Below are 13,769 nucleotides of genomic sequence, written 5' to 3'. Positions count from 1 at the left end.
GGGCTGAACGACCGTAGCAGCAGGTCTGTTTACGCCTCATGTAAGACATTTGAGACATTGGATTAAGCACTGAAAAGCGGGAAGGCGCCTGCTTGGTTTTTAGAATACCCGATAAACCTTGTAGCGCAATTTAAATGCATCCTCGGTAAGCGTAGAAATGCCAGGTATTTCCTGTGTAATACTCCAGTGATTTTCAAGGGTTGATGCATTTACGGCGGTGCCCCCGACATCAAGGACAATACCAATATCAGCAATTACGTAATCAGCGCTGTCAGGCACTAAATCCGGATTGAAATTATCCCATCGAAATTCTCTCACGGGAAGTTTTTGAATTTCAGGTGGCATAGCATCGCGTAAGAAGCCTGCCGCCGGGTCATACTCTGAATGAGGAGGTTGAAATTCGTAAACACTGACCGCTGTGCGAAGACCCCATATACTACGAACGTCGCCAAACGCTGGTAGAGTGCCTATTTCGTGGATAGTGTTTTTAAGGGAGTCTTCGTCGCAAAATGGTCTGTTAATAATCCGCGGATGTTTGATGTCACCCCAAAATTCTTCACGGGGATGAAGTATTTCTGTCTCATCCGGCATAAAGCCAACGACAGTGTTATTACTACAATGAATATCAAGAAACAATCCATCGAGTACACGGATATGAGAGACGTTCTGTCCTCTCAAAGAGTTAATAAGTGCAAGGTCAAATGCGGAGAACGATATAGTATTGACCAGCATTAATTAACTCTCGTTTTTTGGGCTTCCACTATATCGCAACTTTTGCTTCGTGGCGATATTTCTTTTCGACTGAGGGAGCCGTCCGCTTCTGGGTTTTTCAAATCGTCAGCGGACATTCCGCCTCCCCCAATTGCGGCCTGTCTGATGAATGTGACAGCGGGGCGGAGCGAGTGTCCATTCTGTGTGTGGAGCGGTGTAATCACCTTAATAAATAAAAAGGTTTGCAAAGGTCCGTGACCTTTGCCGGGTCCGGGCAGAACCCGGAATCTTCCCCGCAAAAGATCGTTTTCGCGTTGTGGCTGTTCTCTCAGAACACCGCCCTGCGGGGATCAGCGGCCGAGGAAGTTATCGAGGGCATGGTGTTCGGGGCGGGTCAGGACGATGTGGGCGCGGCAGGTTGGGGTGCCGTATTCGCCGGTGATGGTCTGGCCGTCGGGGTGGCCTTCGAAGACCATGGGGAGGGGCTGTTTTTTCATGTCGGTCAGGATGAGCTGGGCGTGGAAGCGCTTGTGGTCCTTGTCGGGCTTGCCGCGCAGGGTGAGGGCGCCGGTTCCGGGGGTGAAGGCGATACGGTCGGATTCGATCTGGAGGCTGGATTCCATCTGATCGGGGCATTTCCCTTTTTCGGTGACGAGGGTGCCGGTCCAGAGGCCGTAGGGGTCGCTCTGCGCGTCGGCGGTCGCGGCGCGGGCGGACGGGCTGGCGGCGAGGGCGGCTGCGAGCAGGGCGGCGGCGAGGGGCGCGTGGCGCCGGACGATCTGACACGGGGTGATCGCGTGTGTGCCGATCCGGTGCAGAGCGATCTGGCACAGGGCGATCCGGCGCAGGGCGCGGGTGACGGGCTGAGAGAAGTGACGACGCATGGCGTGACCTCCTGAGGAAACGGTATCCGTGCCGGTCATCCGCAGGGAAACGGGTGACGCCGGGTTTCAGCCGTCCTATACACCCGCAGATCAATGCCGCAATGTTGCCCGCCGACCTGATGCATCGCCGCCATGGTCAGGTGTGCGCCGCCCGAAGGAGCCCGTCATGTCCGGTAAGGACCAGGAAAACGCCGCCACTGAAGCGCTCGACGCCACTCTGCATGCTGACCGGATTCTGATTCTCGATTTCGGATCGCAGGTTACGCAGCTGATTGCGCGCCGGGTGCGCGAGAGCGGCGTGTATTGCGAGATCTGGCCGTTTACCGCCACGGAGGAGCGTATCCGGGCGTTTGCGCCGCGCGGGATCATTCTTTCGGGCGGGCCGGCGAGCGTGCATGACGAGGGCGCGCCGCGCATTCCGGATGTGGTGTTTGCGCTGAATGTTCCGGTTCTGGGCATCTGCTACGGCGAGCAGGCGATGTGCAACCAGCTTGGCGGGAAGGTCGAGGGGTCGGATCATCGGGAGTTTGGCCGGGCGTTTGTTGATATCACGGAGGACTGCGCGCTGTTCCGTGGCGCGTGGGCGCGGGGCGGCCGTGAGCAGGTGTGGATGAGTCATGGCGACCGGGTGACGAAGCTGCCGCCGGGGTTCCGGGCGGTGGCGACGTCCGAGGGGGCGCCGTATGCGGTGATCGCGGATGAGGGGCGGCGTCTGTATGGCGTTCAGTTCCATCCGGAGGTGGTGCATACGCCGCACGGGGCGGCGCTGCTGAAGAATTTCACGCATAATGTGGCGGGCTGCACCGGGACCTGGACGATGGCGGGGTTCCGGGATGTCGAGATTGAGAAGATCCGCGAGCAGGTCGGCAAGAAGAAGGTGATCTGCGGGCTTTCGGGCGGTGTGGATTCCTCGGTGGCGGCGGTGCTGATTCATGAGGCGATCGGGGATCAGCTGACGTGCATCTTTGTCGATCACGGGATGCTGCGGGCGGGTGAGGCCGAGGAGGTCGTCAATACGTTCCGCGGGCGCTTCAACATCAAGCTGGTGCATCGGGATGCGTCGGAGCTGTTCCTGTCGGAGCTGAAGGACGTTGTTGATCCGGAGCAGAAGCGGAAGATCATCGGGCGTCTGTTCATTGAGGTGTTCGAGGAAGAGGCGGCGAAGATTGGCGGAGCGTCGTTCCTGGCACAGGGGACGCTGTATCCGGATGTGATTGAGAGTGTGAGTTTCACGGGCGGGCCGTCTGTGACGATCAAGTCTCACCACAATGTCGGCGGTCTGCCGGAGCGGATGAACATGCAGCTGGTGGAACCGCTGCGTGAGCTGTTCAAGGATGAGGTGCGCGAGCTGGGACGTGAGCTGGGGCTGCCGGAGAGCATTGTCGGGCGGCATCCGTTCCCTGGTCCGGGGCTGGCCATTCGCATTCCGAGTGCGTCGGTCACGAAGGAGAAGCTGGATCTGCTGCGGAAGGCGGATGCGATCTATCTGGAAGAGATCCGCAATGCGGGGCTTTATGATGCGATCTGGCAGGCGTTTGCGGTGCTGCTGCCGGTGCGGACGGTTGGCGTGATGGGTGACGGGCGGACGTATGATCAGGCCTGTGCGCTGCGGGCGGTGACGAGCACGGACGGGATGACGGCGGATGTGTATCCGTTCGACATGGGCTTTCTGACGCGGGTTGCGGGGCGGATTGTCAACGAGGTCCGGGGGATCAACCGGGTGACGTATGACATTACGTCCAAGCCGCCGGGGACGATTGAGTGGGAGTGAGTTCCGCTCTGTTCTCAGACGTTTAAGGGGACAAGGCAGGGCTCTGCCCTGCACCCGGAAGGGGGCGCGACCCCCTTCACCCCTTTTAATTGAATAAATCGGGATCAAAGGGACTGCGTTCCTTTACGGGGTTCGGGGCAGAGCCCCGTAATCCCTGCCCTCTCCGGGCCTTCGGGCGGGGCCTTCCGGGCCGGAGTTCCCGCTTGCCGGATGACACTTTGCCGGTTTAGTTAATTCCGAAAGACTGATTTTCGGGACTGTTCTGTGGCAAAGGGTGATCATGACCGGCGCTTTCTCTGATTCTCTTCCGGTCTCCGCGGAGCCTGTTCCGCCGCGTATTGGCGATCCTGCGCCTGATTTTTCGGCGAGGACGACGCAGGGTTCGCTGACGCTGAGTGATCTGCGCGGGCAATGGGTGCTGCTGTTTTCGCATCCTGCGGATTTTACGCCGGTGTGCACGAGCGAATTCATTGCGTTTTCAAAGGCGGCGGACCGTTTTACGGCGCTGGGCTGCCGGCTGTTGGGACTGTCGGTGGACAGTCTGCCATCTCATCTGGCGTGGCTGGAGGCCATTCGGGTCAGTTTCGGAGTGCGGGTGCCGTTTCCGGTGGTGGAAGACCCGTCGATGGCTATTGCGCGGGCTTACGGGATGCTGGACGGGGCGGCGGAGAGCAGCGCGACGGTGCGGGGCGTGTATGTGATCGATCCGGCGGGCGTGATCCGGGCGATCACCTGGTATCCGGCTTCGGTCGGGCGGTCGGTTGAGGAACTGCTCCGGCTGCTTCAGGCGTTGCAGCAGGTGGACCGGGCGGAGGTTCTGACGCCTGAGGGCTGGCATCCGGGAGACGATGTGGTTGTGCCGGGCGAGCTGACGGAGGATGCGGTCGCGGCGACGGGGCAGGCATGGTTTCTGCAATATGCGCGGTGTACGCCGGCATGACGCGGCTGACGGCGGAGGATGCGAAGCTGCTGACGGAGCGTTTGCGGCTTCTGGCGCAGCCGCAGCGGCTGATGATTCTGGACCTGCTGCAGGAAGGGACTCTGGCGGTCAGCGATATCGAGGCGCGGACGGGGATCGGGCAGCCGACGCTGAGCCAGCAGCTTGGAGCGCTGCGGCGGGCGGGGATTATTGCGGCGAAGCGGGATTCCCGTTCCATGAACTACGATTTTTCGAACGACATGGAGCGGCGCAGGACACGGATTCTGCTTGATCTGCTGCGGGGCGCGGCGGGGGAGGAAACGGTGGTTGCCGTGACGCGGAAGGCTCCTGTGCGGAAAGCGGGCGGAGACGGCGGAGGAGCTCAGTTTGCGCGGGTTTCTGGTCCGGGGCGACGAGCTTCCTGAAACGGGCTGAGCTGGTTTTGAAGGCCGCAGACGACTCTGAATGCTGATTTGTTTAACAGCATAGTTTGCAAAGGGGGCCGGATGCCTTTTCGGGCTTGAGAGCCGGGGCATGAGAGTTCGGAGCTTATCCGTTTTCAGAGGGTTCCTGTGAGATCTTCTCTGAATCATAAAGAAATTTTTGGTGAAGCTTTTTTCAAAAAGCTTCAGAGAACGCCGCCTTTTTGAAAAAAGGCGGCACCCAAAAACTTTTGTTTTTTATCACAAAGTGCTCTCTGAACCTGGCTGAGGTAAGCAGATGGCCGGAACTCAAAAAACATAACATCATCTGTTTGTTATGAGAATTTTGTGCATTGAAGACTTTTTAAACAGTCTCTGACGCCAGTCAAAAGGGGTGAAGGGGTCCGCGCCTCCCTCCGGGTGCAGGGCAGCGCCCTGTTCCGTCTGCCGTTTACAAAATATATGAATCCCTCTGAAAAAATCTTCGATTATTCCGATTATTTTGTATCCTGATACGAAGCTATGCTGTCACCGGCGATGGTTCGCTCAGGGACACAGCCGGCTTTCGTGGGATGCCGCCGAAGATTGGCATTCCCTTTTCCGCCGGTACGTGGCGCAGATCGTCGCTGCCCAGGATGATCATGCCGTCGGGAATTTTTCCACACCGGTCGAGCTTCAGTTTTGCCGCGGCATGAATCAGAACCCGGAAGCGGTTGAACGACTGTCGTCGCGCCGCTTCGGTTGAGGGGGATCTGAGACCGGCGGCGGCGTCCAGCGCCTCAGCCGAGACGCCGCAGCTGATGCGGCGGGTGCCGGCGGTGATTTCGAAAGGGATTGGCCCTGTCTCCGTCTGTTCTGAGGTCGGTAGCGTCGATGTCATGAACTGTTATCCTGTTCCGCCGACGCCTGTGCTGCTGAAAAACAGCCGCTTTACGTCGGGTCGTTCCGGTATACGGGGTCGGAACCTGACCCCTGATCTGCTCCTCTGAGTGACTGCTCATGAGTGGTTGCAGTGACGTTCCGGCGCGGAGGTCATGCAATACCGGGTTATTTCTTCCCGGCTTTTGAAAGCGGCATCCGGCCCTGAAGCTGCAACAGGGCGTTTTGCGCCTCGACGCTGGGCTTTTTAGCGGCTTTCGGTTTTTTGATTTCGCGGTTGCCGCGTTTCTGACCTTTGGCCATGAGGCGATTCCTTCTGGAATGCGGATCGGCAGACGGCATACGACCGGACTGCGCGATCGATGATTCGCACGGAAAATATTGGGACGTATGGAAGCCAGGCGGCAGAAACAAATATTCGGATCAGTGTGTTCTGAGATTTCTGCTGCTGATTACGTTTATATCATACAATTTATATCATGGATAATCTTATTTTGTCGGCGGGGATGACATCGTGGAAATAATCGCGAAATGGAGCGCTCCAGGGGCATCACGAATTCCGGTCCTCGGGGTGACTGTTTTATCTTTCCGTATCCGGTTGCGGGCGCGACCGGGTGCCGGGCGGACGGGCGGATCGGAGAAACCATTATTCTGAGGACATTTATGGGTTTTGCAAACAGGAGCCGGACTCTGCGCCACACTTGGGAGGAGGCTCGACGCGCGGACATGCTGCACATGACTTCCTTACCACCTCATTTATTTTAAGAGACTGTTTCAGAAGCTTTCCTGTGAAATCTGCTGTAAATTATATAGAAGTTTTTGGGTGCCGCCTTTTTTTCAAAAAGGCGGCGTTCTCTGAAGCTTTTTGAAAAAAGCTTCACCAAAAACTTCTGTTTTTTATCAGGGATCTGTCGTGAAGGGTTTTCTGATCCTGCATGAAGCGCACAGGTGTCGGGTCTTAAAGACCATAACATCATCAGTTTGTTATGGTAGTTTTTGTGCATTGCCGGCTTTTGAAACAGCCTCCGGCAAACCGGGATCAAAGGGACTGTGTCCCTTTGCAGGGTTCGGGGCAGAGCCCGGAAAACCTGCTCCGCTCATTTTGCAAAAAATATTTTCAGAGGGGTGTTCAGAAGGCTGAACACCCCTGATTCGTCAGTAGCCTGTCGTGGAGGCTGAGGGTGTCGTGGTGGAGGGTGTCGCAGTCGTGGCTGGCGTGGAGGAAGGCAGGTGCAGATAGCCTGCGGCCGGGCTGCGTTTTTGTGGCGTTGTTCCGGCAGAATCGTCCGAAGGAGCGCCGCTGGGGAAAATGGCGTCCGGCTCCGTGGGAGTCGTGGCGGAAGTCGGGGCCGGAGTGGATGCGGTGCCCGCCTGACCGGTGTCGTCCGTTGCGGAGGCGGGTACGGCTGACGCGGGAGCGCGGGTGGTGTCGACCTGCGCCGGTGCGGCGCTGCCGGGGTCGGTGCCGGCAGTGCTGCCCGTGCTGACGCTGCTGCCGGTGCCGGTCTGTGTGTCGGCGGGAGATGAGGACGGGGAAGAGCCCGGGCCGCCCAGGGACTGTGTTTCTATGGCGCCTGCCGCCGGCATTCCGCCGGCGTCGACCAGCCAGTCTTTCAGGTTTTTCCGGATCTGGAATTCGAGCTCCACATTCATGTCCTGCATCATCTGCCGGGTCATTTCGTAGAGATTGGCCCGGCTGTCCGCGTCGCCTTTGCTCAGATCGGGTTTGAATTCACGCGTGACATGCGCTTCCGCCACGCCGAGTTGCTGCCCGGTGGAGGAACTGATGTCGAGATGGGCGTCCATCTGTCCGGAGAGTGTGCCATCGGGCTGATGCAGAATCGATGCCCGGTCGACGGTGAAGACCGCCGCGCCGCTCTGGCCGGCGGCGACGAGACGATCCTGCGCCACCTGTACCAAGGCCTGATCCGGCGGGATTGGCGCCTGGCCGGACTCGTCGCCCGGGATGGTGCCGGGCGCGGCGTGATCGAGCACCTGGACTGTCGCCACATTGAGCTGCAGTTTCGAGAGATAGGAATACTGATAGGGCGGGAAGGATGTGACCGTGTCGTCCGACGAGCAGGCCGCGAGCGCGCCCGCTGTCCCGAGCATCAGCAGCGCCACGCGCGACAGGCTCGCGACTGTCGAAAACCGGTTGCGAACACGCCTCATCTCACGTTTCTCCCTCTCTGCCGGCGGCCTCTTTTCCGCGGGCGGCGTGATGTCTGATGCCACAGCGCGGGCTGTCCTGTCATGATGCGATTCCAGCCGACCCGTATGCGGCGGTCATCATGCCGCACGGGCGGCCGCGTGGACAGTCATGCCGTGAACGGAGGGGCTTCCCGGCCCTTCAGACACTGTTTCAAAAGCCTGCCCGTGAAACCGCAATGTAATTATAAAAAGTTTTTGGGTGCCGCCTTTTTTCAAAAAGGCGGCGTCTTCTGAAGCTTTTTGAAAAAAGCTTCACCAAAAACTTCTGTTTTTATCAGGTGGTTATCGTGGGGTGTTCTTTGATCCCGGGCGGGGCGGGTTCCTGTTTTTCTTCGGGACTGTCGTCTGGTGGCGGGCTGGCCGGATTTGTCCGGAAGGCATCGGTCACCTGTGCGTCCGGGAAGCGGGCGGCGTCCTGCTGTCCCCCGGATGTGTCCGGCCTGGGGTGGCCCGGTGCGGCAGCCGGGGCGGCCGGCCAGTTGCCGGGCAGCGACGGGGGCCGGACCGGCAGGGAGGAGGCCGATCCGAGCGTGAAATTTCCTCCGGCACCGAACTGCATCAGGAGCGCAGCCGGGGCGGCGGACACATGCGTCGGGTCGGCCATGAAGCGGGACAGGAGCCGTTGCGGGATCTGCCCGGCCCGGTCGGATGGCAGATCTGTCACGATCAGGTCGAGCTGCGGGCAGCAGAGTACCGGCGTCGTTTCGTCACTCTCCGGGGACAGGCGGGCTGTGCCGAGATACAGGACGATATTCGCCTGGGGGTCGGCGAAACGGGTCAGGCTGAGGTCGGTGTCTTTCAGGACATGATGGCCGCGCAGGACGGCATGGCCCCAGGGCGAGAGAATGACCGGCAGGGGCTGTTCCGTGAGTCCGGCGGCCGCGGACAGGAGAGGCGTCAGCGCTTTCGGCGCGAGGGGCATCACATCGTCGGGAAAGGACAGGGTCGTCTCCGGCAGAGCCCGTGGCGTGACGCAGCGGGTGGGCGGAAAGCGCCCGAGCCAGGCGGCGAGAAGGGCGTCACGCAGGGGGGCGCCGAGATTGCGGATCAGCTCCGCGTTTTCACTCGGGCTCTGCTTTACCGCTTCCAGCGAAGACCGGACGAGCGAACTAAAAAACGGCGCGACGGCATCGACCATGGCGCTCTGTTCTTCCTCGTCCAGATCGTCGAACAGGCTGGCCCGATAATCGAGGGCGCTGTCGAAGATCCAGTATGCTTCCGCGCCGGCGTCGTTACGCAGCTGCGCGACGGCCATGGGCAGAAGAGTCACATGCAGCGCGTGGATGCGCCAGCCGGGATAGAGACTGCGGATCGGCTGACCGCGAATGCGAAGGGGGAACGCGTGGTTTCCGATGCGGATGACGAACGTGTCCGCGTCATCGCGTGGCGGCCTGTGTGCCGATGCCGGCGCTCCTGACATTACCGAACTGATCGCTCCACCTCCCGGCTCATCCTGTCCGTCACGCCCGGAGCGCATCCGGGATGCGGCTGGCGGGGGTCCGACGGACGGTCATACTGCATCCGGGCATACCACATTCGGGGATATCGCGCGCCGGCGGACTTTGCTCCGGTATGCGCCGGTTGCGGCATACCTCACGCCGGCCTGTCCTGCTCTGAGAGACTGTTTCAAAAGCCTCACCAGGATAAAGCCTTTCATAACATACGAATAATATTATGTTCTTTGTCCCATTTATCCGCTCATCTCAGTCAGTCTCAAAAAAAGCGCACCACGAAAAACCTTTGATAAAAAACAATAAAAGTTTTTGGGTGCCGCCTTTTCCCAAAAGGCGGCGTATTCTGAAGCTTTTAAAAAAGCTTCACCAAAAATTTCTTTATGATTTAAAGGCGATTTCACAGGAAGGCTTTTGAAACAGCCTCTGATATACCTCCGATCCGGCACAGCGTCGTCAGGCCGGGTGCCTGCCGACCTCGCTGCGGGCGAAGCGGAAGTCGACATTGCAGAATTCGCATTTCATCGTGATCTGCCCGTCCTCGGCCATGTGGTCGAGGTCGTCTTCCGGAAAACGCTCCAGGACATCCGCGAGCTTCGCTCTTGAGCAGCGGCAGCCGTAAGCCAGAGCCCGTGACGCTCCGACTCTCAGATCCTCTTCATGGAACAGACGGTGCAGCAGGGTCTCCGGCGGCAGCGCGTCGTCCAGCAGTTCGTCGTCGGTCAGGGTCCGCGCCAGCACCACCGCCGTATCCCAGGCGTCTTCGGCGAGGTCGTCCAGCGCCACGCTGACATCATGATTATCCGGGCTGTGGCCGTTCGTGCCGGCTGGGGTTCCGCCGGCGGAGGCGATCCGCTCCAGGATCAGAGCCCCGGCGCGCCATCCTTCGGGCGTCCGGCGCGCGGCGAGGGTGAGCCAGCAGGCGTGCTGTTCGCTGGTTTCGAAGTAATGCGTGGCCATGGCGGCGAGATCGTCGCCGGAGATTTCGACGATCCCCTGATGCCGGTCCGTTTCCGGGCCCTGGTCCACGGTCAGCGCGAGATAGCCGGAGCCGGTCAGCTCCCGGTCGGTGGGCGCCGGATTATCGGCGAGAAGGGTGTCCAGCGCTTCCTTGTCCTCGCGGGCGCAGAAGCGCAGATTGCCGGTATCGGTGCAGTCGGCGAGGAGCAGGCTGAGCGGGCCGTCGCCTTTGATCTGCAGGGAGAAGGAGCCCTGAAACTTGAGCGCGGTGGACAGGGCGGCCACCAGGGCCAGGGCCTTTCCGCCGAGCGCGGAGACGGCGGGGGCCGTATCGTGGCGGGTCAGCAGCGCGTCGGCCAGGCGTCCCAGCCGCACGAGGCGGCCGCGCACCGGGCGGCCGGCGAGGTGGAAAGGCGTGACGCCGCCGGGGACCACCACATCGGGAACGTCGGGGCGACTGCGATCGAGAAAAGCCGGGGTCTCCATGGTCATACTCCCGCCCGTTCGCGCCGCCGTCATTGCGACGGGCGCGGCCGGGCCACCTGAATTATTCTGCACCCGTTATGCCGGGCCGGTTACTGCTGCGCCAGTTCCCTCAGAGGCGGTTTCAAAAGGCCGCCTGTGAAACCTCGTGTAAATTACAAAGAAGTTTTTGGTGAAGCTTTTTTCAAAAAGCTTCAGAAGACGCCGCCTTTTTGAAAAAAAGGCGGCACCCAAAAACTTCTGTCAGTTCCTATCAAAGACTTACCGTGAAGTGCTTTCCGGGTCTGGCGCGCCGGGAAGCGCACGGGACATCGGTCCGGCAGTCCCGGAATATATGTGTATGGCGGCTCCGGTTTACAAATCGGACGTCAGTTCGGACTCGATGGCTTCCAGTTTCTGGCCGAAAGCCTGCCATGCCTCGTCTTTCAGGGTGACGCCGGCTTTCATGGCCCGCAGAAGCCCGATGCGGCAGGCGTCGTGCCCGACATCGAGGTCCTGGCTGCGCGGGACGCCGGCGAGGCAGTCGAGATAGGAATCGCGGTATGGCTTCACCGCTGCGGCGGAGAGGCCCAGCGAGGCGAAGGCGGCGTCGACTTCCGGTTCCAGCCAGCCGGGGCCGGACGGGCCGTCTTCGGTCGTGCTGGACTGAGCGGGTCCGTCTTCCGGACCTGTTCCGGTGATGTCCGCTCCGGTGATGTCCGCCGATCCTTCGTTGTCTTTCGCGTCTGTCATTCCGGCTCCTTTCCGAAGCGGGTCCAGTCTTCGCCGCCCAGAGCCCAGACCAGCAGGCCTTTCTGTGCGTGAAGACGGTTTTCCGCCTCGTCAAACACGACGGACTGAGGACCCTCGAAGACCTCTTCCGTCACTTCCTCGCCAATATGAGCCGGCAGGCAGTGCATGAACAGGGCGTCTTTCGCCGCGTGCGCCATGAGAGCGCGGTCCACGCGGTAGGGTTCGAGCAGGATGATGCGCTCCGCCGCCGCTTCGTCGGACATGCTGACCCATGTGTCGGTCAGGATGCAGTCCGCGCCGTCCACGGCCTCGCGCGGGTCATGGGTCAGCAGCAGGTTCGCGCCGTTCGCGCGGGCCCAGGCGACGACTTCCTTGTTCGGCGGCAGTTGCTTCGGCGTGGCGAGGCGCAGTGTGAAACCGAACTGCGCGGCGGCTTCCATGAGCGAGGAGGCGACGTTGTTGCCGTCTCCGACCCAGGCGAGGGTGCGGCCCTTAATAGGACCGCGATATTCCTCGAAGGTCATGATGTCGGCGAGGATCTGCACCGGGTGGGAATCCGGTGTCAGGCCGTTGATGACCGGCACGCTGCTCCAGCGCGCGAGATCGCGCAGGGAGGCGGTGCGGCCGGTGCGCAGGACGATGGCGTCGACGAAGCGGGACAGGACCCGCGCCGTGTCCTGGATGGACTCGCCGCGCCCGATCTGGGTGTCGTTCGAGGAGAGAACGACGGCGTCGCCGCCGAGCTGGCGGACGCCGACCTCGAAGGAGACGCGGGTGCGGGTCGAGGGTTTCGACAGCAGGATGCCGAGCGCCCGGCCTTCGAGCGGTCTGGCCGGGTGCAGCGGGCGGGCGCGGCCGCGCTGCATGCGTTTGATCGCGGCGCCGACGTCGAGAATCTGGCGCAGCGTTGCGCGGTCCAGGTCCCGGATGTCGAGGAAATGCCGGATGCCGGCTGCGCCTCCGGGAGAGGCGGTCTCCGGAGACGGGGTGGCGACGGGCATGGGGGCGGGCGCGTGGGTTACGGTGCTCACGAAACGGCCTCCAGGGCGGCGGCGCGCACGGCTTCGGCGGCCTTTCTCAGACGGGCGACCGCTTCCTCACAGTCGGACTCGGTGATGGTCAGCGGGGGAACCAGACGCAGCACGTTGTCGCCGGCGGTGACGGCGAGCATGCCGGCGTTGTGGACGGCGGTCAGCACGTCGGCGGCTTTCGGCACGCATTTCAGGCCGATCAGCAGTCCCATGCCGCGTCGTTCGGAGAACACGTCCGGGAAGTCTTTCAGCAGCTCGTCCAGCTTCGTGCCGAGCAGGGCGGCGCGGGCGCAGACCTGATCCATGAAGCCGGGCGCCAGCAGCACGTCGAGGACGGCGTTGGCGGCGGCGCAGGCCAGCGGGTTGCCGCCGAAGGTGGTGCCGTGCGAGCCGGCGGTGAGGTGCTTTGCGACGGCTTCGGTCGCCAGGATCGCGCCGATGGGGAAGCCGCCGCCGAGTCCTTTGGCGGTGGACATGACGTCCGGTGTGACGCCGGCCCATTCATGCGCGAAGAGTTTGCCGGTGCGGCCGACGCCGGTCTGGACCTCATCGAAGGCGAGGAACAGGCCGAATTCGTCGCACATGCTGCGGAGTTCCTTCAGGAACCGCACATCGGCGGACCGGATGCCGCTTTCGCCCTGCACGGGTTCCAGCATGACGCCGGCCGTCTCCGGCGTGATGGCGGCGCGGACGGCGTTCATGTTGTTGAGCGGCACATGGTCGAAACCGGGGGCGCGCTCGCCGAAACCGTCGAGATAGGTCGGGTTGCCGGTGGCTGACAGCATGCCGAGCGTGCGACCGTGGAAGGCGCCCTCGAAGCAGAGGATGCGCGTGCGTTCCGGGTGTCCGGATTTCGCCTGGGCGCGGCGGACGGCCTTGACCATGCCTTCATTGGCTTCGGCGCCGGAATTGCAGAAGAACACGCTGTCGGCGAAGGTTGCCTGCACCAGCCGGTCGGCCAGCCTTTCGGCCTGGGGCACCCGGAACAGGTTGGAGACGTGCATGACCCGCGCGGCCTGTTCGGTGATGGCTTTCACCAGATGCGGGTTGGCGTGTCCGAGCGAGCAGGTGGCGATGCCTGCCGCGAAATCGAGGAATCGTCGCCCGTCCGTCGTGTACAGCCAGGCGCCTTCGCCCCGCTCGAAAGCGAGGTCGGCACGGTTGTAGGTCGGCATCAGGGCGGAAATCATCGAAAGAGGTACTTCTTGTCTGAATTGATGGGGCTGAAACGGAAACCGCCCGCTGCCTGTGAGGAGCGGGCGACCGGTTCGGCGCTATGATGACCGTGCTGTTACGTGCAAGTCAAATACCGATG

Annotated in this window: 13 protein-coding genes; 3 read left to right on the top strand and 10 right to left on the bottom strand. The window is 61.5% G+C overall.

Features of this window, described 5'->3' with window-relative positions:
* Window positions 1–99: 99 nt before the first annotated feature.
* On the bottom strand, window positions 100–732 hold the full coding sequence (locus GOB93_RS10665; protein WP_173583481.1) for a hypothetical protein: 633 nt from the start codon (window positions 730–732) through the stop codon (window positions 100–102).
* Between the two features lie 329 nt (window positions 733–1,061).
* Window positions 1,062–1,595 carry a hypothetical protein gene (locus tag GOB93_RS10660; protein ID WP_173583480.1) on the bottom strand — a complete coding sequence of 178 codons (534 nt, stop codon included), beginning with the start codon at window positions 1,593–1,595 and terminating at the stop codon, window positions 1,062–1,064.
* A 166-nt stretch (window positions 1,596–1,761) separates the two neighbouring features.
* Between GOB93_RS10660 and guaA the strand changes: the two genes are divergently transcribed.
* From guaA to GOB93_RS10645, 3 genes are all read left to right on the top strand, one after another.
* The gene (guaA, locus tag GOB93_RS10655) at window positions 1,762–3,366 is read left to right on the top strand and encodes a glutamine-hydrolyzing GMP synthase (protein ID WP_173583479.1); all 1,605 of its coding nucleotides are present in this window, start codon (window positions 1,762–1,764) and stop codon (window positions 3,364–3,366) included.
* A 280-nt stretch (window positions 3,367–3,646) separates the two neighbouring features.
* The gene (locus tag GOB93_RS10650) at window positions 3,647–4,306 is read left to right on the top strand and encodes a peroxiredoxin (RefSeq protein ID WP_173583478.1); all 660 of its coding nucleotides are present in this window, start codon (window positions 3,647–3,649) and stop codon (window positions 4,304–4,306) included.
* A complete protein-coding gene (locus GOB93_RS10645; RefSeq protein ID WP_173583477.1) occupies window positions 4,303–4,710 on the top strand; it encodes an ArsR/SmtB family transcription factor in 408 nt (135 codons plus the stop codon). Before GOB93_RS10650 ends, GOB93_RS10645 begins: the two co-directional genes overlap by 4 nt.
* Window positions 4,711–5,227: 517 nt before the next feature.
* On the opposite strand, the gene GOB93_RS10640 is transcribed toward GOB93_RS10645, so the two are convergent.
* From GOB93_RS10640 to GOB93_RS10610, 8 genes are all read right to left on the bottom strand, one after another.
* A complete protein-coding gene (locus GOB93_RS10640) occupies window positions 5,228–5,587 on the bottom strand; it encodes a DUF1488 family protein (RefSeq protein ID WP_173583476.1) in 360 nt (119 codons plus the stop codon).
* 167 nt (window positions 5,588–5,754) lie between these two features.
* A complete protein-coding gene (locus GOB93_RS22000) occupies window positions 5,755–5,889 on the bottom strand; it encodes a hypothetical protein (RefSeq protein ID WP_277877246.1) in 135 nt (44 codons plus the stop codon).
* 852 nt (window positions 5,890–6,741) lie between these two features.
* On the bottom strand, window positions 6,742–7,758 hold the full coding sequence (locus tag GOB93_RS10635) for a hypothetical protein (protein ID WP_173583475.1): 1,017 nt from the start codon (window positions 7,756–7,758) through the stop codon (window positions 6,742–6,744).
* Window positions 7,759–8,071: 313 nt separating this feature from the next.
* Window positions 8,072–9,274 (bottom strand): hypothetical protein, encoded by a 1,203-nt coding sequence (locus tag GOB93_RS10630; protein WP_173583474.1) that lies wholly within the window; start codon window positions 9,272–9,274, stop codon window positions 8,072–8,074.
* A gap of 430 nt (window positions 9,275–9,704) precedes the next feature.
* A complete protein-coding gene (gene hslO, locus GOB93_RS10625) occupies window positions 9,705–10,694 on the bottom strand; it encodes an Hsp33 family molecular chaperone HslO (RefSeq protein ID WP_173583473.1) in 990 nt (329 codons plus the stop codon).
* A gap of 351 nt (window positions 10,695–11,045) precedes the next feature.
* Window positions 11,046–11,423 (bottom strand): hypothetical protein, encoded by a 378-nt coding sequence (locus GOB93_RS10620; protein ID WP_173583472.1) that lies wholly within the window; start codon window positions 11,421–11,423, stop codon window positions 11,046–11,048.
* Entirely contained in the window at window positions 11,420–12,424 is a 1,005-nt protein-coding gene (gene argF / locus GOB93_RS10615) for an ornithine carbamoyltransferase (RefSeq protein ID WP_173583516.1), read from the bottom strand. Before argF ends, GOB93_RS10620 begins: the two co-directional genes overlap by 4 nt.
* Window positions 12,425–12,450: 26 nt before the next feature.
* Window positions 12,451–13,644, bottom strand: a complete 1,194-nt coding sequence (locus GOB93_RS10610; protein WP_173583471.1) for an aspartate aminotransferase family protein — start codon at window positions 13,642–13,644, stop codon at window positions 12,451–12,453.
* Window positions 13,645–13,769: the final 125 nt, after the last annotated feature.

Source organism: Acetobacter musti (assembly GCF_011516835.1).
GTDB lineage: Bacteria > Pseudomonadota > Alphaproteobacteria > Acetobacterales > Acetobacteraceae > Acetobacter > Acetobacter musti.
This window is presented reverse-complemented; position numbering and strand designations above follow the sequence as displayed.

Bases quoted from the DNA above. Each gene is read 5' to 3' on its own strand.
- GOB93_RS10645 (WP_173583477.1), top strand. From the start codon at position 4,303: ATGACGCGGCTGACGGCGGAGGATGCGAAGCTGCTGACGGAGCGTTTG.
- argF (WP_173583516.1), bottom strand. From the start codon at position 12,424: ATGCCCGTCGCCACCCCGTCTCCGGAGACCGCCTCTCCCGGAGGCGCA.
- GOB93_RS10650 (WP_173583478.1), top strand. From the start codon at position 3,647: ATGACCGGCGCTTTCTCTGATTCTCTTCCGGTCTCCGCGGAGCCTGTT.
- GOB93_RS10610 (WP_173583471.1), bottom strand. From the start codon at position 13,644: ATGATTTCCGCCCTGATGCCGACCTACAACCGTGCCGACCTCGCTTTC.
- GOB93_RS10665 (WP_173583481.1), bottom strand. From the start codon at position 732: ATGCTGGTCAATACTATATCGTTCTCCGCATTTGACCTTGCACTTATT.
- GOB93_RS10660 (WP_173583480.1), bottom strand. From the start codon at position 1,595: ATGCGTCGTCACTTCTCTCAGCCCGTCACCCGCGCCCTGCGCCGGATC.
- GOB93_RS22000 (WP_277877246.1), bottom strand. From the start codon at position 5,889: ATGGCCAAAGGTCAGAAACGCGGCAACCGCGAAATCAAAAAACCGAAA.
- GOB93_RS10630 (WP_173583474.1), bottom strand. From the start codon at position 9,274: ATGCGCTCCGGGCGTGACGGACAGGATGAGCCGGGAGGTGGAGCGATC.
- GOB93_RS10640 (WP_173583476.1), bottom strand. From the start codon at position 5,587: ATGACATCGACGCTACCGACCTCAGAACAGACGGAGACAGGGCCAATC.
- GOB93_RS10635 (WP_173583475.1), bottom strand. From the start codon at position 7,758: ATGAGGCGTGTTCGCAACCGGTTTTCGACAGTCGCGAGCCTGTCGCGC.
- guaA (WP_173583479.1), top strand. From the start codon at position 1,762: ATGTCCGGTAAGGACCAGGAAAACGCCGCCACTGAAGCGCTCGACGCC.
- hslO (WP_173583473.1), bottom strand. From the start codon at position 10,694: ATGGAGACCCCGGCTTTTCTCGATCGCAGTCGCCCCGACGTTCCCGAT.
- GOB93_RS10620 (WP_173583472.1), bottom strand. From the start codon at position 11,423: ATGACAGACGCGAAAGACAACGAAGGATCGGCGGACATCACCGGAGCG.